The 16,248-nt window shown below is 70.8% G+C and carries 13 protein-coding genes; 6 read left to right on the forward strand and 7 right to left on the reverse strand.

Annotated features, from left to right (window positions below; translation table 11 throughout):
* Positions 1 to 111 precede the first annotated feature (111 nt).
* On the forward strand, positions 112 to 2,562 hold the full coding sequence (locus tag ACFYZE_RS20275) for a SpoIIE family protein phosphatase (RefSeq protein ID WP_388995629.1): 2,451 nt from the start codon (positions 112 to 114) through the stop codon (positions 2,560 to 2,562).
* 30 nt (positions 2,563 to 2,592) lie between these two features.
* Here the strand turns inward: ACFYZE_RS20275 and ACFYZE_RS20280 are convergent, their stop codons facing one another.
* On the reverse strand, positions 2,593 to 3,594 hold the full coding sequence (locus ACFYZE_RS20280; RefSeq protein WP_388995631.1) for a LacI family DNA-binding transcriptional regulator: 1,002 nt from the start codon (positions 3,592 to 3,594) through the stop codon (positions 2,593 to 2,595).
* A gap of 110 nt (positions 3,595 to 3,704) precedes the next feature.
* Between ACFYZE_RS20280 and ACFYZE_RS20285 the strand changes: the two genes are divergently transcribed.
* The gene (locus ACFYZE_RS20285) at positions 3,705 to 4,859 is read left to right on the forward strand and encodes a Gfo/Idh/MocA family protein (RefSeq protein ID WP_388995634.1); all 1,155 of its coding nucleotides are present in this window, start codon (positions 3,705 to 3,707) and stop codon (positions 4,857 to 4,859) included.
* A 10-nt stretch (positions 4,860 to 4,869) separates the two neighbouring features.
* Here the strand turns inward: ACFYZE_RS20285 and ACFYZE_RS20290 are convergent, their stop codons facing one another.
* From ACFYZE_RS20290 to iolC, 6 genes are all read right to left on the reverse strand, one after another.
* On the reverse strand, positions 4,870 to 5,670 hold the full coding sequence (locus ACFYZE_RS20290) for a GntR family transcriptional regulator (RefSeq protein WP_388996063.1): 801 nt from the start codon (positions 5,668 to 5,670) through the stop codon (positions 4,870 to 4,872).
* Positions 5,671 to 5,749: 79 nt separating this feature from the next.
* Positions 5,750 to 7,243, reverse strand: coding sequence for a CoA-acylating methylmalonate-semialdehyde dehydrogenase (locus ACFYZE_RS20295; protein WP_388995637.1), 1,494 nt, complete (start codon positions 7,241 to 7,243; stop codon positions 5,750 to 5,752).
* Positions 7,244 to 7,277: 34 nt separating this feature from the next.
* A complete protein-coding gene (gene iolD / locus ACFYZE_RS20300) occupies positions 7,278 to 9,152 on the reverse strand; it encodes a 3D-(3,5/4)-trihydroxycyclohexane-1,2-dione acylhydrolase (decyclizing) (RefSeq protein WP_388995640.1) in 1,875 nt (624 codons plus the stop codon).
* The gene (gene iolB / locus ACFYZE_RS20305) at positions 9,152 to 10,036 is read right to left on the reverse strand and encodes a 5-deoxy-glucuronate isomerase (RefSeq protein WP_388996066.1); all 885 of its coding nucleotides are present in this window, start codon (positions 10,034 to 10,036) and stop codon (positions 9,152 to 9,154) included. Before iolB ends, iolD begins: the two co-directional genes overlap by 1 nt.
* An 87-nt stretch (positions 10,037 to 10,123) precedes the next feature.
* Positions 10,124 to 11,002 (reverse strand): deoxyribose-phosphate aldolase, encoded by an 879-nt coding sequence (locus tag ACFYZE_RS20310; protein WP_388995643.1) that lies wholly within the window; start codon positions 11,000 to 11,002, stop codon positions 10,124 to 10,126.
* A gap of 59 nt (positions 11,003 to 11,061) precedes the next feature.
* Positions 11,062 to 12,018 carry a 5-dehydro-2-deoxygluconokinase gene (iolC, locus tag ACFYZE_RS20315; RefSeq protein ID WP_388995646.1) on the reverse strand — a complete coding sequence of 319 codons (957 nt, stop codon included), beginning with the start codon at positions 12,016 to 12,018 and terminating at the stop codon, positions 11,062 to 11,064.
* A 312-nt stretch (positions 12,019 to 12,330) separates the two neighbouring features.
* Between iolC and ACFYZE_RS20320 the strand changes: the two genes are divergently transcribed.
* From ACFYZE_RS20320 to ACFYZE_RS20335, 4 genes are read left to right on the forward strand one after another with little or no spacing between them, the layout of a single operon-like run.
* A complete protein-coding gene (locus tag ACFYZE_RS20320) occupies positions 12,331 to 13,353 on the forward strand; it encodes a sugar ABC transporter substrate-binding protein (protein WP_388995649.1) in 1,023 nt (340 codons plus the stop codon).
* A 4-nt stretch (positions 13,354 to 13,357) separates the two neighbouring features.
* The gene (locus tag ACFYZE_RS20325; RefSeq protein WP_388995652.1) at positions 13,358 to 14,428 is read left to right on the forward strand and encodes an ABC transporter permease; all 1,071 of its coding nucleotides are present in this window, start codon (positions 13,358 to 13,360) and stop codon (positions 14,426 to 14,428) included.
* Positions 14,429 to 14,434: 6 nt separating this feature from the next.
* The gene (locus ACFYZE_RS20330; RefSeq protein ID WP_388995655.1) at positions 14,435 to 15,337 is read left to right on the forward strand and encodes an ATP-binding cassette domain-containing protein; all 903 of its coding nucleotides are present in this window, start codon (positions 14,435 to 14,437) and stop codon (positions 15,335 to 15,337) included.
* 1 nt (position 15,338) lies between these two features.
* Entirely contained in the window at positions 15,339 to 16,247 is a 909-nt protein-coding gene (locus ACFYZE_RS20335; RefSeq protein ID WP_388995658.1) for a sugar phosphate isomerase/epimerase family protein, read from the forward strand.
* The last annotated feature ends 1 nt before the right edge of the window (position 16,248 follow it).

A 16,248-nucleotide genomic window follows, 5' to 3' on the forward strand; every position in this document is an offset into this window, starting at 1 on the left:
TCCGCGCCCCCATCGGACCAATTCGCGTAATGCTGCACATCCCAACCAGGCGGGGCCCTACCGTGTTGGTGGCGGCACAGATCTTGCAAGCGGGGAGAAAGGGCCTGGGCCATGGACCATGGCACCGAGACGGGCGCCTCGGCCGGGCACGGTGCGGCCGAGCACGCCGCGGCCGGCCGTATCCCGCTGGCCGTGATAGTGGTGGACCGCGAGGGGCTGGTCTCGCACTGGAGCCGGGGTGCGCGGAGGTTGTTCGGCATCCCCAGGGAGGACGCGCTCGGCCGGCCCGCCGTCGACCTGCTGCCCGTCTCCGGAGCCCTGCCCGAAGGTGAGGACGCCGGACCCTACGGGGCGTACGTGGCGTACGACGGACTCGGCCCCGACCTGGAGTCCTCGCTCGACGGACGGCTGTCGTACCCGGCCGCCGGGCGCGCCCGGCTCTCCGTGCCAGGCGCCGAGCGCGTGGACGTGCTGTGGTGGGCGTACCCCCTGGTCGGTCCTGGCCCGGAACGGCTGCTGGTGCTGGCCGCCGACGCGGGTGCGCTGCATTCCCAGGACGACGGCACGGCCGCCCCGCGCATCGCGCCCGCATTCGCACTGCACACCGACTTCCCCGGCGCGGAGGAACTCGCCCGCAGGCTGCCGGAGATCCTGCCCAGCATGAGCGTCGGCGACAGCGCCCGCATCGTCTCGCAGGTCCTCGAACTGGGCTATCCGATCCTGGAGTTCAGTCAGAACGACCGGGTGCCCGTCACCCCCGACTGGGGCGTGCCCCGGCGCGTGGAGCGCAGAGCGCGCCGGGAGCGGGCGGCGCGCGCCGTGGCGGCCGGGCAGCCGGTGCCGCAGGACGTTCAGGACGAGGGCGAGGACCTCGAGTACGCCGCGGTACGCGAGCGGCTGGAGTTCCTCAACGAGGTCAGCGGCAAGATCGGCACCTCCCTCGACCTGGCGCAGACCATCATCGAGGTCAGCAAGGCCGTGGTGCCCCGGTTCACGGACGTGGCCTGCACGTATCTTCGTGAACAGGTCGTCGCCGGCGAGGGGTTCCCCGACGGAGTGCCCGACACCACCACCATGTGGCACCGGGTCGCCCTGGAGCACACCGACGAGCCGGGCCGCTGGGAAGACGTCGTGCCGGTCGGCGAGGCCATGCCGTTCCCGGCTCAGACGCCCTTCTTCCAGTGCATGACCACCGGAGAGCCCGTCGTCATCCCGCGCATCAGCGAGGAGATGGGGCACGCCATCGCCTCCCAGTTCGACAAGCGTGACATCCGGCCCCTCATCACCCACCGCTCCATGCTGATCGTGCCGCTGAAAGCGCGTCAGGTGGTCCTCGGCTTCATGGCGCTGATGCGTCATCCGGAGCGTCCCGAGTTCAACGACATGGACCGTGTGACGGGCGCCGAACTCGCCGCCCGCGCGGCCCTCGTGCTGGACAACGCGCGCATGTACACGTACCAGGAGAACGTCGCGGAGACCCTCCAGGACAGCATGCTGCCGCACATCGCACCGCGCATGACGGCCTGCGACATCGCCACCCGCTACCTCCCGGGCACCCTGCTCGGACGCGTCGGCGGCGACTGGTTCGACTCCGTGAAACTGCCCGGGGCCCGCACCGCCCTCGTCGTCGGCGACGTCATGGGTCATGGGCTCAACTCGGCAGCCATGATGGGCCAGTTGCGCACGGCCGTACAGACCATGGCCGCGCTCGACCTGCCGCCCGCCCAGCTGCTGCGCAACCTCGACGACCTCGCCCAGCGGCTCGGCGACACCTACCTCGCGACCTGCCTGTACGCCGTCTACGACCCGATCGCGAGCGAACTGCACCTCGCCAACGCCGGCCACATCCCACCGGTGATCGTCCGCGCGGAGGACGGGCGCAGTGAACTGCTCGACCTGCCCACGGGTGCGCCGATCGGCGTCGGCGGGGTGCCGTTCGAGTCGGTACGGGTGCCGGTGTCGCCCGGCGACCGGCTGGTGATGTGCACCGACGGACTGGTCGAGGTGCGCGGCGAGGACATCGGTGTCGGGCTCGCCACGCTGTGCGAGTCCGCCGCGCACCCGGCGGCCTCCATGGACGACGCCTGCGACACGATCATCCGTGCCCTCAACACGTGCGGCGGCCGCAAGGACGACGTGGCGCTGCTCATGGCCCGGCTGGCCGGCATCGAACCCGAGGACGTCGCCGTGTGGCGGTTCTCCCTGGACCCCGTCGAGGTGGGCCGGGCCCGCGCGGTGGTCCGTGAACAGCTCCACGAGTGGGGGCTCGACACGCTCGCGTACAACACCGGGTTGATGGTCAGCGAACTGGTCACCAACGCCGTACGGCACTCCCACGGCCGCCCGGTCGAACTGCGGCTCGTGCGCGGCGACACCCTGTTGTGCGAGGTGGACGACGACGACCACACCCTGCCGACCTTGCTCAGCGCCGGACCCGGTGACGAGTCCGGCCGCGGGTTGCGCGTGGTGAGCACGCTGGCCCGTGAGTGGGGGACCAGCCGGACGAGCGCGGGAAAGACGGTCTGGTTCGAACTGACGCTGCCGCGCGTCGCGCGTCGCTGACCCGGCCGCCGCGGTGCCGGAAGCCACGCCTCAGGCCGATGGCCCGCTCGTCGTCCCCCTCACCTCCAGCGCCGGTGTCGTCAGGACCAGTTCCGCCGGGCGGCCCGGGTCGGCGATGCGGTCCAGGAGGCGCCCGGCGGCGCGGCGGCCCACGTCGTGGCTGCCGTTGTCCACCGTGGTGAGCCACAGGTGCCGCAGGCGCGAGAGGTAGGTGTTGTCGTAGCCGACGAGGGACAGGTCGCGCGGCACCCGCAGCCCCAGCTCCTCCGCCGCCGAGAGGGCGCCGACGCACGCGATGTCGTTGAAGGCGAAGACGGCCGTGGGGCGTTCGCGGGCGCTGAGCAGGCGGATCGCGGCCCGGTAGCCGCCCTCCTCCGTCAGGTCGCCCTGTGCCACGATCGCCGAGTCCTCGAGGCCGTGCTCGCGCATCACGGTCTCGAAACTGCGCCGGCGCAGTGCGCCGACCACTCCCTGCCCGGCGATGTGGGCGATGCGGCGGTGGCCGAGGCCGATGAGGTGCTCGGTGGCGAGGCGGGCACCGTGCTCGTCGTCGTTCGCCACGATGTCGACGGCGGGCAGTTCGGGCTCGCGGGCCCCGGCGACGACGGTGGGAATGCGGGCGGCGGCCTGGCGCAGGGCCTCGGAGGGCGGCAGGGTGCCGACGGCGATCAACCCGTCGACCCGCAGGTCCGTGAAGGTGCGGGTCAGATCCTCGCCGAGGCGCCGGTTGAGGTGGCCGTCGGCCAGCAGCATGCGCAGACCGGCGTCGTGAAGCCGGGAGTTCAGGCCGTCGAGCAGCTCCACGAACCAGGGGTTGCGCATGTCGTTCAGCAGGACACCGACCGTGCGGGTGCGGCGCTCGCTCAGGCTGCGCGCGGCGGCGTTGGGCCGGTACGCCAGCTCCTCGACGGCGGCCAGCACCGCCGCCCGCTTCTCCGGGCGCACCTGGTCGGAGCCGCGCAGCACCAGGGAGACCAGCGACTTCGACACTCCGGCCCGTTCGGCCACATCGCGGATCGTCGGCGGTCTCATGTGTGGACCGTTCCATAGGGTGGACGCGCTTGTCAAAGGGATTGACAAGTGCGGGTATGCCCTTCAGTGTGGGCCGCGCAGGTTATGGAACGGTCCAAAAAGGGGCAGTCATGGTGAGTACGCTCGGCGTCGCCGTCGTGGGATTCGGCTGGATGGGGCGGGTGCACACCCAGGCCTACGTCCGCCTGCCGCACCACTTTCCACAGCTGCCCCTGCGCCCGGAACTGGTCGCGGTCGCCGACGAGGTGCCCGGACGTGCCGAGGAGGCCGCCGCCCAGTACGGCTTCGCCACGGCGGTCCGCGACTGGCGTGAGATCGCCGCCGATCCACGGGTCAAGGCGGTGAGCATCGCCGCCCCGAACTTCCTGCACCGCGAGATCGGCGTCGCCATGGCCGAGGCGGGCAAGCACATCTGGATCGAGAAGCCGGTCGGCCTCACCGCCGAGGACGCCCGGGCGGTCGCGGGCGCCGTCGCCAAGGCCGGTGTGCAGGGCACGGTCGGCTTCAACTACCGGGCCGCGCCCGCCGTCGCCACCGCCCGCGAACTGATCGCCTCCGGTGAGATCGGCACCGTCACCCACGTCCGCATCCGCCTCTTCAGCGACTACGCCGCCCACCCCGAGGGCGCCCTGACCTGGCGGTACGAGCGGGAGCGCGGCGGCAGCGGAGTCCTCGGCGACCTCGCCTCGCACGGTGTGGACCTCGCCCGCTTCCTGCTCGGCGAGATCGAGTCGCTGGCCGCCGACACGGCCGTCTTCATCCCCGAACGTGCCCGCCCCACCGGCGCCACCGCCGGCCACACCCGAGCGACCGGCGGCGTGCCGGGCCCCGTGGAGAACGAGGACTACGTCGACTGCCTGCTGCGCTTCGCCTCCGGCGCCCGCGGCGTGCTGGAGGCGAGCCGGGTCTCGGTCGGCGAACAGAACAACTACGGCTTCGAGGTCCACGGCACCAAGGGCGCCCTCTTCTGGGACTTCCGCCGCATGGGCGAGCTCGGCGTCAGTCGCGGTACGGCCTACCAGGACCAGCCCGTCAGCACCCTCTACGTCGGCCCCGGCCACGGCGAGTACGGCGCCTTCCAGCCCGGCTCGGCCAACGGCATGGGCTACGACGACCTCAAGGTCATCGAGGCGTACCACTTCCTGCGCTCCGTGGCGGAAGGCACCGCCCACGGCCCGACCCTGGAGGACGCCGTGCGCAGCGCCGCCGCGCTGGACGCCATGAGCCGCTCGGCCGAGCGGCGCACCTGGGTGGACCTGTCGTGAGCCCGGCCGGTCAGGGCCGCACCAGCAACTGGAAGTCGAAGGAGTAGCGCGAGGCGCGGTAGATGTGGGTGCCGTACTCGACGGCGCGGCCGGTGTCGTCGTACGCCGTGCGCTGCATGGTCAGCAGGGCCGCGCCCTCCGGCTCGCCCAGCCGCTCGGCCTCCTCGGCGGTGGCGCAGCGGGCGCCGACGGTCTGCCGGGCGCTGTGCAGGGTGATGCCGACGCTCCGCAGCATCCGGTACAGGCCCGTGGCCTGGAGCCGGTCGGTGTCGAGGTCCAGCAGGCCGGCCGGCACGTAGTTGGACAGGAACGCCATCGGCTCGCCGTGGGCGAGGCGCAGGCGCTCCAGGTGGTGCACGTCGCCGCCCTCGGCGATCCCCAGCGCGGCCGCGACCTCGGCGGACGCCCGCACCACCTCGTTGCGCACCACCCGGGTGGCGGGCTTCTGCCCCGCGGCCTCCAGGTCGTCGTAGAGGCTGCTCAGCTCCAGCGGGCGCTTGACCTGGCTGTGCACCACCTGCGTGCCCACGCCCCGGCGGCGGACCAGCAGGCCCTTGTCGACCAGCGACTGGATGGCCTGGCGCACCGTGGGCCGGGACAGGCCGAGCCGCCCGGCGAGCTCGATCTCGTTGCCCAGCAGGCTCCCCGGGCCCAGCGCCCCGCGCTCGATCGCCGCCTCCAGCTGTTGCGCCAGCTGGTAGTAGAGGGGGACCGGGCTGCTGCGGTCCAGCGCGAAATCGAGGGCTTCGGGTGCGGAAGTGGTCACGGGGGGAGAATATGCCGCCGACTGATTGACCGGAACACTCGTCATCATCTTGTCCTGACAATAGGGGAGAGTGCGGCCGGTGCGGGAGGCCACAAGTCCGCTCCCGCACCGGCCGCCGTTCTCATCAGGAGTTGCTGGGGAACCCGAGGTTGATGCCGCCGTCGGCCGGGTCCGGCCAGCGCGTGGTGATCACCTTGCCCTGGGTGTAGAAGGCGACGCCGTCGTTGCCGTAGATGTGCAGGTCGCCGAAGAGCGAGTCCTTCCAGCCGCCGAAGGAGTGGTAGCCCACGGGCACCGGGATCGGCACGTTGACGCCGACCATGCCCGCCTGGACCTCCAGCTGGAAGCGGCGGGCGGCGCCGCCGTCCCGGGTGAAGATCGCGGTGCCGTTGCCCCAGCGGGAGCTGTTGATCAGCTTGATCGCGTCGTCGTACGTCTCCGCGCGCACCACGCACAGGACGGGGCCGAAGATCTCGTCCTTGTACGCGTCCGCCGTCACCGGCACCTTGTCCAGCAGCGACACGCCGATGAAGAAGCCGTTTTCGTGGCCCTCCACGGAGTACCCGGTGCCGTCCACGACGACCTCGGCGCCCTGCTCCACCGCGCTCGTCACGTATGACGCCACCTTGTCGCGGTGCTCGCGCGTGATCAGCGGTCCCATCTCCGAGGCCGGGTCGTTGCCGGGGCCGATGCGGAGGTTCTTCGCGCGCTCGGCGATCTTCGCCACCAGCTTGTCACCGGTGTCGCCCACCGCCACGACCACGGACACGGCCATGCAGCGCTCGCCCGCCGAGCCGTACGCCGCGTTGATCGCCTGGTCGGCGGCGAAGTCCAGGTCCGCGTCCGGCAGGACCAGCATGTGGTTCTTGGCACCGCCGAGGGCCTGCACGCGCTTGTCGTGCTCGACCGCCTTGAGCTGGATGTACTTGGCGATCGGGGTGGAGCCGACGAAGGAGACCGCCGCGACGTCCGGGTGCTCGAGGAGGCGGTCCACGGCCACCTTGTCGCCCTGCACGATGTTGAACACACCGTCCGGCAGACCGGCCTCCGCCAGCAGCTCGGCGAGGCGGAAGGAGGCCGAGGGGTCCTTCTCGCTCGGCTTGAGCACGAAGGTGTTGCCGGTCGCGATGGCGATCGGGAACATCCACATCGGCACCATCGCCGGGAAGTTGAACGGTGTGATGCCGGCGACGACGCCGAGCGGCTGCCGGATCGAGGCGACGTCGACCCGGGTGGAGACCTGGGTGGACAGCTCGCCCTTCAGCTTCTCGGAGATGCCGCAGGCCAGTTCCACGATCTCCAGGCCGCGCGCGACCTCGCCGAGCGCGTCGGAGTGCACCTTGCCGTGCTCCGCGGTGATCAGCTCGGCGATCTCGTCGCGGTGCGCGTCCAGCAATTCGCGGAACTTGAACAGGATCGCCGTGCGCTTGGCGAGCGAGCTCTGTCCCCAGCTCTCGAACGCGGCCTTGGCGGTGGCGACCGCGGCGTCGACCTCGTCGACCGTGGCGAACGCGATCTGCTTCTCCTGCGCGCCGGTGGCCGGGTTGTAGACCGGGCCGAAGCGGCCCGAGGTGCCCTCGACGGGCTTGCCGCCGATCCAGTGGGTGATGGTCTTCATGGTGCGGTGTGGGACCTTTCGTTCAGCGGGGGAGTCAGAGGTGGCGTCGGCGGTCGGCGGCGTGCCGGTCGTAGCGCTCTCGGGCGGACACCGCGGCCTCGCGGGTGGCGACCTCGGCGACGGGCACGTCCCACCAGGCCTCGGCGGGCGGAGCGGTGGGCGTCGGGTCGGTCTCGACGTAGACACAGGTCGGCCGGTCGGAGGCGCGCGCCGCGGCGAGCGCGTCGCGCAGTTCCCGTACGGTCTTGGCGCGCAGCACGTCCATGCCGAGGCTGGCGGCGTTGGCGGCCAGGTCCACCGGGAGCGGGGCCCCGGTGAAGGTGCCGTCGGCGGCCCGGTAGCGGTAGGCGGTGCCGAACCGCTCGCCGCCGGTCTCCTCCGACAGGCCGCCGATGGAGGCGTAGCCGTGGTTCTGGATCAGGACCAGGTTGACCGGCAGGCCTTCCTGGACCGCGGTGACGATCTCCGTCGGCATCATCAGGTAGGTGCCGTCGCCGACCAGCGACCACACCGGTGTGCCGGGCGCGGCCTGCTGGACGCCGATGCCGGCCGGGATCTCGTAGCCCATGCAGGAGTAGCCGTACTCCAGGTGGTACTGGCGCGGCGAACGGGCCCGCCACAGCTTGTGCAGGTCGCCGGGGAGCGAGCCGGCCGCGTTGATCACCACGTCGTCGTCGCCCACGACCGCGTCCAGGGCGCCGAGGATCTGGGTCTGGGTCGGTACGGAGTTCTCGTCGTCCGCGCGGTAGGCGGCCTGGACGACCTGCTCCCAGCGCTCCTTGCCCGCACGGTACTCGGCCTCGTACGCGTCGCCGACGCGGTGTCCGGCGAGCCCCTCCGCCAGCGCCTCCAGTCCCGCACGGGCGTCGGCGACCAGGGTGAGGGCCGCGAGCTTGTGGGCGTCGAAGGCGGTGATGTTGAGGTTGACGAACCGCACGCCGGGGTTCTGGAACAGCGTGTTCGACGCGGTGGTGAAGTCGCTGTACCGGGTGCCGACGCCGATGACCAGATCGGCGGTGCGGGCGATGTCGTCGCAGACCGCCGTGCCGGTGTGGCCGATACCGCCCAGATCGGCGGGGTGGTCGTGGCGCAGCGAGCCCTTGCCGGCCTGGGTGGAGGCCACCGGGATGCCGGTCGCGTCCACCAGCGCCTTCAGGGCCTGCTCGGCCTCGCTGTGGTGGACGCCGCCGCCCGCCACGATCAGCGGCCGCTCGGCCTCACGGATCGCGCGGACCGCCTCCGCCAGCTCCACCGGGTCGGGGGCCGGACGGCGTACGTGCCAGACGCGCTCGGCGAAGAACTCCTCCGGCCAGTCGAAGCCTTCCGCCTGCACGTCCTGCGGCATGGCCAGGGTGACCGCGCCGGTCTCCGCCGGGTCGGCGAGGACCCGCATGGCGTTCAGCGCGGACGGGATCAGCATCTCCGGGCGGGTGATCCGGTCGAAGAAGCGGGAGACCGGGCGCAGCGTGTCGTTGACCGACACATCGGCCTCCACCGGGTGCTCCAGCTGCTGGAGCAGCGGGTCGGCGGCGCGCGTGGCGAAGTAGTCGCCGGGCAGCAGCAGGACCGGCAGGCGGTTGATCGTGGCCAGCGCGGCGCCGGTGACCAGGTTGGTGGCGCCCGGGCCGATGGAGGTGGTGACCGCTTGTGCGGAGAGCCGGTTGAGCTGGCGGGCGTAGCCGACGGCGGCGTGCACCATGGCCTGTTCGTTGCGGCCCTGGTGGAAGGGCATGGTGCCCTCGCCGGCCTCGAGCAGCGCCTGGCCGATGCCGGCGACGTTGCCGTGGCCGAAGATGCCCCAGGTGCCGGCGATCAGCCGGTGTCGTACGCCGTCGCGCTCGGTGTACTGGGCGGACAGGAACCGCACCAGCGCCTGGGCGACGGTCAGACGGCGGGTAGTGCTGCTCATCAGGGCTTCTCCGGTGCCGTGTAGAGGGGGAGACGGGGGTCGGCCGGCTGGGCCGGCCAGGTGCCGCGGATCCACGCGTGGTCGGGGTGGTCGCAGATCAGCCAGGCGCGGTCGGGGTCGGGGCCCGCCATGACGTTGAGGTAGTACATGTCGTGGCCGGGCACGGCCATGGACGGTCCGTGCCAGCCGTCCGGGATGAGCACGACGTCACCGTCGCGCACCTCGGCCAGCACGTCCGTGCCGGTGCCGTGGCCGGAGGGGGAGACCCGCTGGTAGCCGAGCCCGGGGATGCCCTCGTGCGCGGCGAACTCGAAGTAGTAGATCTCCTCCAGCTCCGACTCCTCGCCCGGCCGGTGCTCGTCGTGCTTGTGCGGCGGGAAGGACGACCAGTTGCCGCCAGGTGTGATCACCTCGACGGCGATGAGCTTGTCGCACTCGAACACGCCGGCCGCGCCGAAGTTGTTGACCTGGCGGGAGCAGCTGCCGGTGCCGCGCAGCTCGACCGGGACGGACGAGGCGGGCGCGTAACGGGCGGGCAGCCGGCGCTCACAGCGGGCGCCGGTGAGCGCGAAGCGGCCGCCGTCGCGGGACGCGATCGAGACCTGGGCGTCGCGCGGCACGTACGCGAAGTCGCTGACACCGCTGAACACGCTCTCGCGGCCGTGCAGTCGAATCGTGTCACCGCCGACGGCGACGGTGCAGGAGCCCGACAGCGGGAGCACGATCCACTCGCTGTCGCCGGTGTCGAAGGAGTGCCAGCCGCCGGACGGCAGTTCGAGCACCTTCAGGCTGGAGTAGCCCCAGCCGGCCGACTCGGGGGTGACGTCGACCGCGTAGGCGCCGGTTGCGGCCTTGCCCGCGGGGAGGTGGTGCGCGGTGGTCATGATGCCCTTCTTCGTGGCGTTCGGGACGTTCATGGCGTCGGGACGTTCATGGCGTCGTGGCGTTCCGGGCGGGGACTCGGGCCGGTGTCACAGCAGCCCGACCGCGGTGTCGACCGCGGTCTCCACGCTGCCCTCCGCGGGGTACAGCAGGGACCGGCCGACGACCATCCCCTGCACTGTGGGCAGGCGCAGGGCCTTGCGCCACTTCTCGTAGGCGCCCTCCTGGTCCTTGCCGACCTCGCCCCCGAGGAGCACGGCGGGCAGCGTGGAGGCCTCCAGTGCCTCGGCCATGTCGTCGATGTCGGCGGTGACGGGCAGTTTCAGCCAGGTGTAGGCGGAGGTGCCGCCGAGACCCGAGGCTATGGCGATGGACCGGGTGACGGCCTCGCCGCTCAGGTCGTTGCGCACCCGGCCGTCGACACGGCGGGACATGAACGGTTCGATGAACAGCGGCAGCCGGCGCGCGGCCATGTCGTCCACCGCCCTGGCCGTGGACTCCAGGGTCGTCAGGGAGCCCGGGTCGTCGTAGTCGATGCGCAGCAGCAGCTTGCCCGCGTCGAAGCGGAGGCGTTCGATGTCCTCGGCGCGGTGCCCGGTGAAGCGGTCGTCCATCTCGAAGGACGCGCCCGCGAGACCGCCGCGGTTCATGGAGCCCATGACGACCTTGTCGTCCAGGACGCCGAGGAGCAGCAGGTCATCCAGAATGTCCGCGGTGGCCAGCACCCCGTCCACGCCGGGCCGGGACAGCGCGACGCACAGGCGCTCCAGCAGGTCGGCGCGGTTGGCCATGGCCAGGTGGCGATCGCCGACGCCGAGGGCGCCGCGGGCCGGGTGGTCGGCGGCCACGATCATGAGGCGGCCGCTGTCGCCGATCAGCGGGCGGCGGACCCGGCGGGCGGCGGCCTCGGCGATGGCCTCCGGGTGCCGGGCGCGCACCGTGGCGAGGTCGGGGATGCTGATGCTCAAGACAGGCTCCGTTCAGGGGTGGCGGCCTGGGCCGCGTGCGAGAGGCCTCGAGGCGGCGGTCAGCCGCGGGCGACGAGGTCGGCGACCTCCGACTCGGTCGGCATCGCGGAGGAGCAGGCGAGGCGGGAGGCGACGAGCGCGCCGGCCGCGTTGGCGTACCGCATGGTCTTCTCCAGCGGCCAGCCGGCGAGCAGTCCGTGGCACAGGGACCCGCCGAAGGCGTCTCCGGCGCCGAGTCCGTTGACGACCTCCACCGGCACGGGCGGCACCTCGGCCGTCGTCCCGTCGCGGTGCACGGCGAGCACGCCCTTGGGGCCCTGCTTGACGACCGCGAGCTGCACACCGGCCTCCAGCAGTGCCTCGGCGCAGGCCCGCGGTTCGCGTACGCCGGTGGCGATCTCGCACTCGTCGAGGTTGCCGACGGCCACCGTGGCGTGACTCAGCGCCTCGCGGTAGTACGCGCGTGCGGTCTCGGGGTCGTTCCAGAACATGGGGCGCCAGTCCAGGTCGAACACCGTGATGCCGGCCTTGTCGCGGGCCTTGAGGGCGGCGAGCGTGGCCGAGCGGCTGGGCTCCTCGCTCAGGCCGGTCCCGGTGATCCAGAAGATCCGGGCCGAGCGGATGGCGAAGAAGTCCAGCTCGTCGGTGTGGATCTCCAGGTCGGGCGCCTTGGGGCGGCGGTAGAAGTACAGGGGGAAGTCGTCCGGCGGGAAGATCTCGCAGAACGTGATCGGGGTCGGGTAGGCGTCCACCGGCGTGACGAACCGGTCGTCGACGCCGAACTCCTTCAGCTGCTGGTGCAGATAGGCGCCGAAGGGGTCGTCGCCGGTCCGGGTGATCACCGCCGTGTTGCGGCCGAGACGCGCCGCGGCCACCGCCACGTTGGCCGCCGAGCCGCCGAGGAACTTTCCGAAGGTCTCGACCTCGGGGAGCGGCACACCCGTCTGCAGCGGGTAGAGATCGACCCCGATGCGGCCCATGGTGATGAGATCGAAATGTTCGGCGGGCTCAGACATGTGCGACGCTCCTCATGCGGGGGATGCGGGCGACCGGGCGCCGGGAAGGCGGGCATCGGGCCCCGGATGCCTCACAGGTGTAGGCCGCGCGAGGAGTCCCTGTCAAGGCTTTGTACTTACATTCGGACCTGCTTCTGAAATGATGTCTTAACAAAGTATTGACAGGTGGGTGCTACAGGGGTTTGTATCCCGTGCCAGCGAAACCGCCGGTTCACCGGCAGACGACCCGGACGTCCGTCCGGGCCCCGACCGGGGTCCCGAGCGGCGCCGTTCCTCCCCTTCCCCCGGTCGCACAGTGAGGTGCAGGTAAAGATGGACCGCACGTTTCACCCTCGCCGCTCCCACAGAGTCGCCCCAGTCCTCGCGCTGGCCGCCGCCTCCGCGCTCCTCGTTGCCGGCTGCTCCAGCAGCTCGGGCGGGAAGAAGGCGGAGGACGCGAGCAACAACGTCTCCGCCGGCAAGGCCAGCACCCCTCGGATGACGGTAGCGCTGGTGACCCACCAGGCGCCGGGCGACACCTTCTGGGACATCGTCCGCAAGGGAGCCGAGGCGGCGGCGGCCAAGGACAACATCAAGCTCGTCTACTCCAGCGACCCCAACGCGGGCAACCAGGCCAACCTGGTGCAGAACGCGATCGACCAGAAGGTCGACGGCATCGCGGTCACCCTCGCCAAGCCCGACGCGATGAAGGACGTCATCAGCAAGGCCACCCAGGCGAAGATACCCGTGGTCGGCCTGAACTCCGGTCTGAGCGACTGGAAGAAGCTGGGCCTGATGGAGTTCTTCGGGCAGGACGAGACGGTGGCGGGCGAGGCGTTCGGCAAGCGGCTCAACGAGCTGGGCGCCAAGAACACCGTGTGCGTGATCCAGGAGCAGGGGAACGTCGGCCTCACCCAGCGCTGCGACGGACTGAAGAAGACGTTCACCGGCAAGACGCAGATCCTGTACGTCAACGGCACCGACATGCCGTCCGTGAAGTCGACGATCAGCGCGAAGCTCAAGCAGGACAGCTCCATCGACTACGTGGCCACGCTGGGCGCGCCGTACGCCCTGACCGCGGTGCAGTCGGTCTCCGACGCCGGCAGCAAGGCGAAGGTCGCCACCTTCGACCTGAACAAGGACCTGACCAGCGCCATCAAGAAGGGCGACATCCAGTTCGCCGTCGACCAGCAGCCCTATCTGCAGGGCTACCTGGCGATCGACTCCCTGTGGCTCTACAAGAACAACGGCAACTACAGCGGCGGCGGTGAGCAGCCGGTGCTGACCGGCCCGGCCTTCGTCGACAAGTCCAACGCCGACACCATCGCGACGTTCGCCGCCAAGGGCACGAGGTGATCCAATGACTCAGCAGGCTGTGCCGGCGGTGTCCTCACCGCCGGCCTCCGGCCCCAAGGAACGCGACGGCCGGACCGTACAGCGCTCCCTAGTGGTGCGGCTGCTCGCCCGGCCGGAGGTCGGCGTCTTCCTCGGCGCCGTCGCCGTGTTCGTCTTCTTCTTCGCCATGGCCCCCACGTTCCGCTCGGGCAGCGCCATGGCCACCGTCCTCTACCAGTCGTCCACCATCGGGATCATGGCCCTGCCCGTGGCCCTGCTGATGATCGGCGGCGAGTTCGACCTGTCGGCCGGTGTCGCGGTGATCACCTCGGCGCTGACCGCGAGCATGATCAGCTTCCAGCTGACGATGAACGTCTGGGTCGGCGTGGTCGTCGCCCTCGTGGTCTCGCTCGCGATCGGCGCCTTCAACGGCTGGATGATGGTGCGCACCGGACTGCCCAGCTTCCTGGTCACCCTCGGCACCTTCCTCGGCCTGCAGGGCATCAACCTCGCGGTCACCAAGCTGGTCACCGGCAACGTGGCGACCGACGACATCAGCGACATGGACGGCTTCAACCAGGCCAAGGCGGTCTTCTCGTCCAGCTTCACCATCGGCGGCGTCCAGTTCAAGATCACCGTCCTGTGGTGGCTGTTCTTCGCGGCCCTGGCGACCTGGGTGCTGCTGCGCACCAAGTACGGCAACTGGATCTTCGCGGTCGGCGGCAACAAGGACAGCGCCCGGGCCGTCGGTGTCCCGGTGAAGTTCACCAAGATCTCGCTGTTCATGCTGGTGGCCTTCGGTGCCTGGTTCGTCGGCATGCACCAGCTGTTCGCCTTCAACACCGTCCAGTCCGGCGAGGGCGTCGGCCAGGAGCTGATCTACATCGCCGCGGCGGTGATCGGCGGCTGCCTGCTCACCGGCGGCTACGGTTCGGCGATCGGTCCCGTCTTCGGTGCCTTCATGTTCGGCATGGTCAGCCAGGGCATCGTCTACGCCGGCTGGAACCCCGACTGGTTCAAGGCCTTCCTCGGCGTGATGCTCCTCGGCGCCACGCTCATCAATCTGTGGGTCCAGAAGTCCGCGACCCGGAGGTGACCACCCATGACGACCGCTGACCTCGACCAGAACAACGGCACGGCCACCCCGGCGGACCGGGCCCCCATCGTGGAACTGCGCGGCGCCGGCAAGTCCTACGGCAACATCCGGGCCCTGCACGGCGTCGACCTCGCCGTCCACCCGGGCCGGGTCACCTGCGTCCTCGGCGACAACGGCGCCGGCAAGTCCACCCTCATCAAGATCATCTCGGGGCTGCACCAGCACACCGAGGGCCAGTTCCTCGTCGACGGCGAGCAGGTGAAGTTCACCACCCCGCGCGACGCCCTCGACAAGGGCATCGCCACCGTCTACCAGGACCTCGCGACCGTGCCGCTGATGCCGGTGTGGCGCAACTTCTTCCTCGGCTCGGAGATGACCAAGGGTCCCTGGCCCTTCCGCCGTCTCGACATCGCCCGGATGAAGAAGACCGCGGACGAAGAGCTGCGCAACATGGGCATCGTCCTGGACGATCTCGAGCAGCCCATCGGAACCCTGTCCGGCGGCCAGCGCCAGTGCGTCGCCATCGCCCGCGCCGTCTACTTCGGCGCCCGCGTCCTCATCCTGGACGAGCCCACCGCCGCACTCGGCGTCAAGCAGTCCGGAGTGGTGCTGAAGTACGTCGCCGCCGCCCGCGAGCGCGGCCTCGGCGTCATCTTCATCACCCACAACCCGCACCACGCCTACATGGTCGGCGACCACTTCAGCGTGCTGCGCCTGGGCACCCTCGAACTCTCCGCCTCCCGCAGCGAGGTCAGCCTCGAGGAACTCACCAACCACATGGCCGGTGGCGCCGAACTGGCCGCGCTCAAGCACGAGCTGGCGCAGGTCAGCGGCGTCGATGTCGAGGAGCTCCCGGAAGCGAAGGACCTCCAGGCACCTGTGGCGGCATCACCCGAAGGGAACTCCTGACATGACCACCGTCCCCTCCCTGGACCGCATCCGGGTGGGCTCCGCCCCGGACTCCTGGGGCGTCTGGTTCCCCGACGACCCGCAGCAGGTGCCCTGGGAACGCTTCCTGGACGAGGTGGCCGAGGCCGGCTACTCCTGGATCGAGCTCGGCCCCTACGGCTACCTGCCGACCGACCCGGCGCGGCTCACCGACGAGGTGAACAAGCGCAACCTGAAGGTGTCGGCCGGCACGGTCTTCACCTCCCTGCACCGCGGACCGTCCGTGTGGGAGTCCACCTGGGAGCACGTCAGCCAGGTCGCGGCCCTCACCCAGGCCATGGACGCGAAGCACCTCGTGGTCATCCCCTCCTTCTGGCGGGACGACAAGACCGCCGAGATCCTGGAGCCCTCCGAGCTCACCGCCGAGCAGTGGGCGCACCTGAGCAAGGGCATGGAGCGGCTCGGTCACGAGGTCAAGGAGACCTACGGCCTCGACATCGTCGTCCACCCGCACGCCGACACCCACATCGACACCGAGCAGCACGTCGAGCGCTTCCTCGACTCCACCGACTCCGACCTCGTCAACCTCTGCCTGGACACCGGGCACTACGCCTACTGCAGCGGCGACAGCGTCAAGCTGATCGAGACCTACGGCGAGCGCATCGGCTACCTCCACCTCAAGCAGGTCGACCCGGAGATCCTCGCCGACGTCGTCAGCAACGGGGTGCCGTTCGGGCCCGCCGTGCAGCGCGGCGTGATGTGCGAGCCGCCGGCCGGCGTGCCCGCGCTGGAGCCGGTCCTGGCCGCAGCGCAGGGCCTGGGCGTCGACCTGTTCGCCATCGTCGAGCAGGACATGTACCCCTGTGAGCCGGACAAGCCGCTGCCCATCGCCGTCCGCACCCGCAAGTTCCTCCGCTCCTGCGGCGCCTGAC

Origin of the sequence: Streptomyces sp. NPDC001796 (genome assembly GCF_042892355.1) — a bacterium.
Taxonomy (GTDB): domain Bacteria; phylum Actinomycetota; class Actinomycetes; order Streptomycetales; family Streptomycetaceae; genus Streptomyces.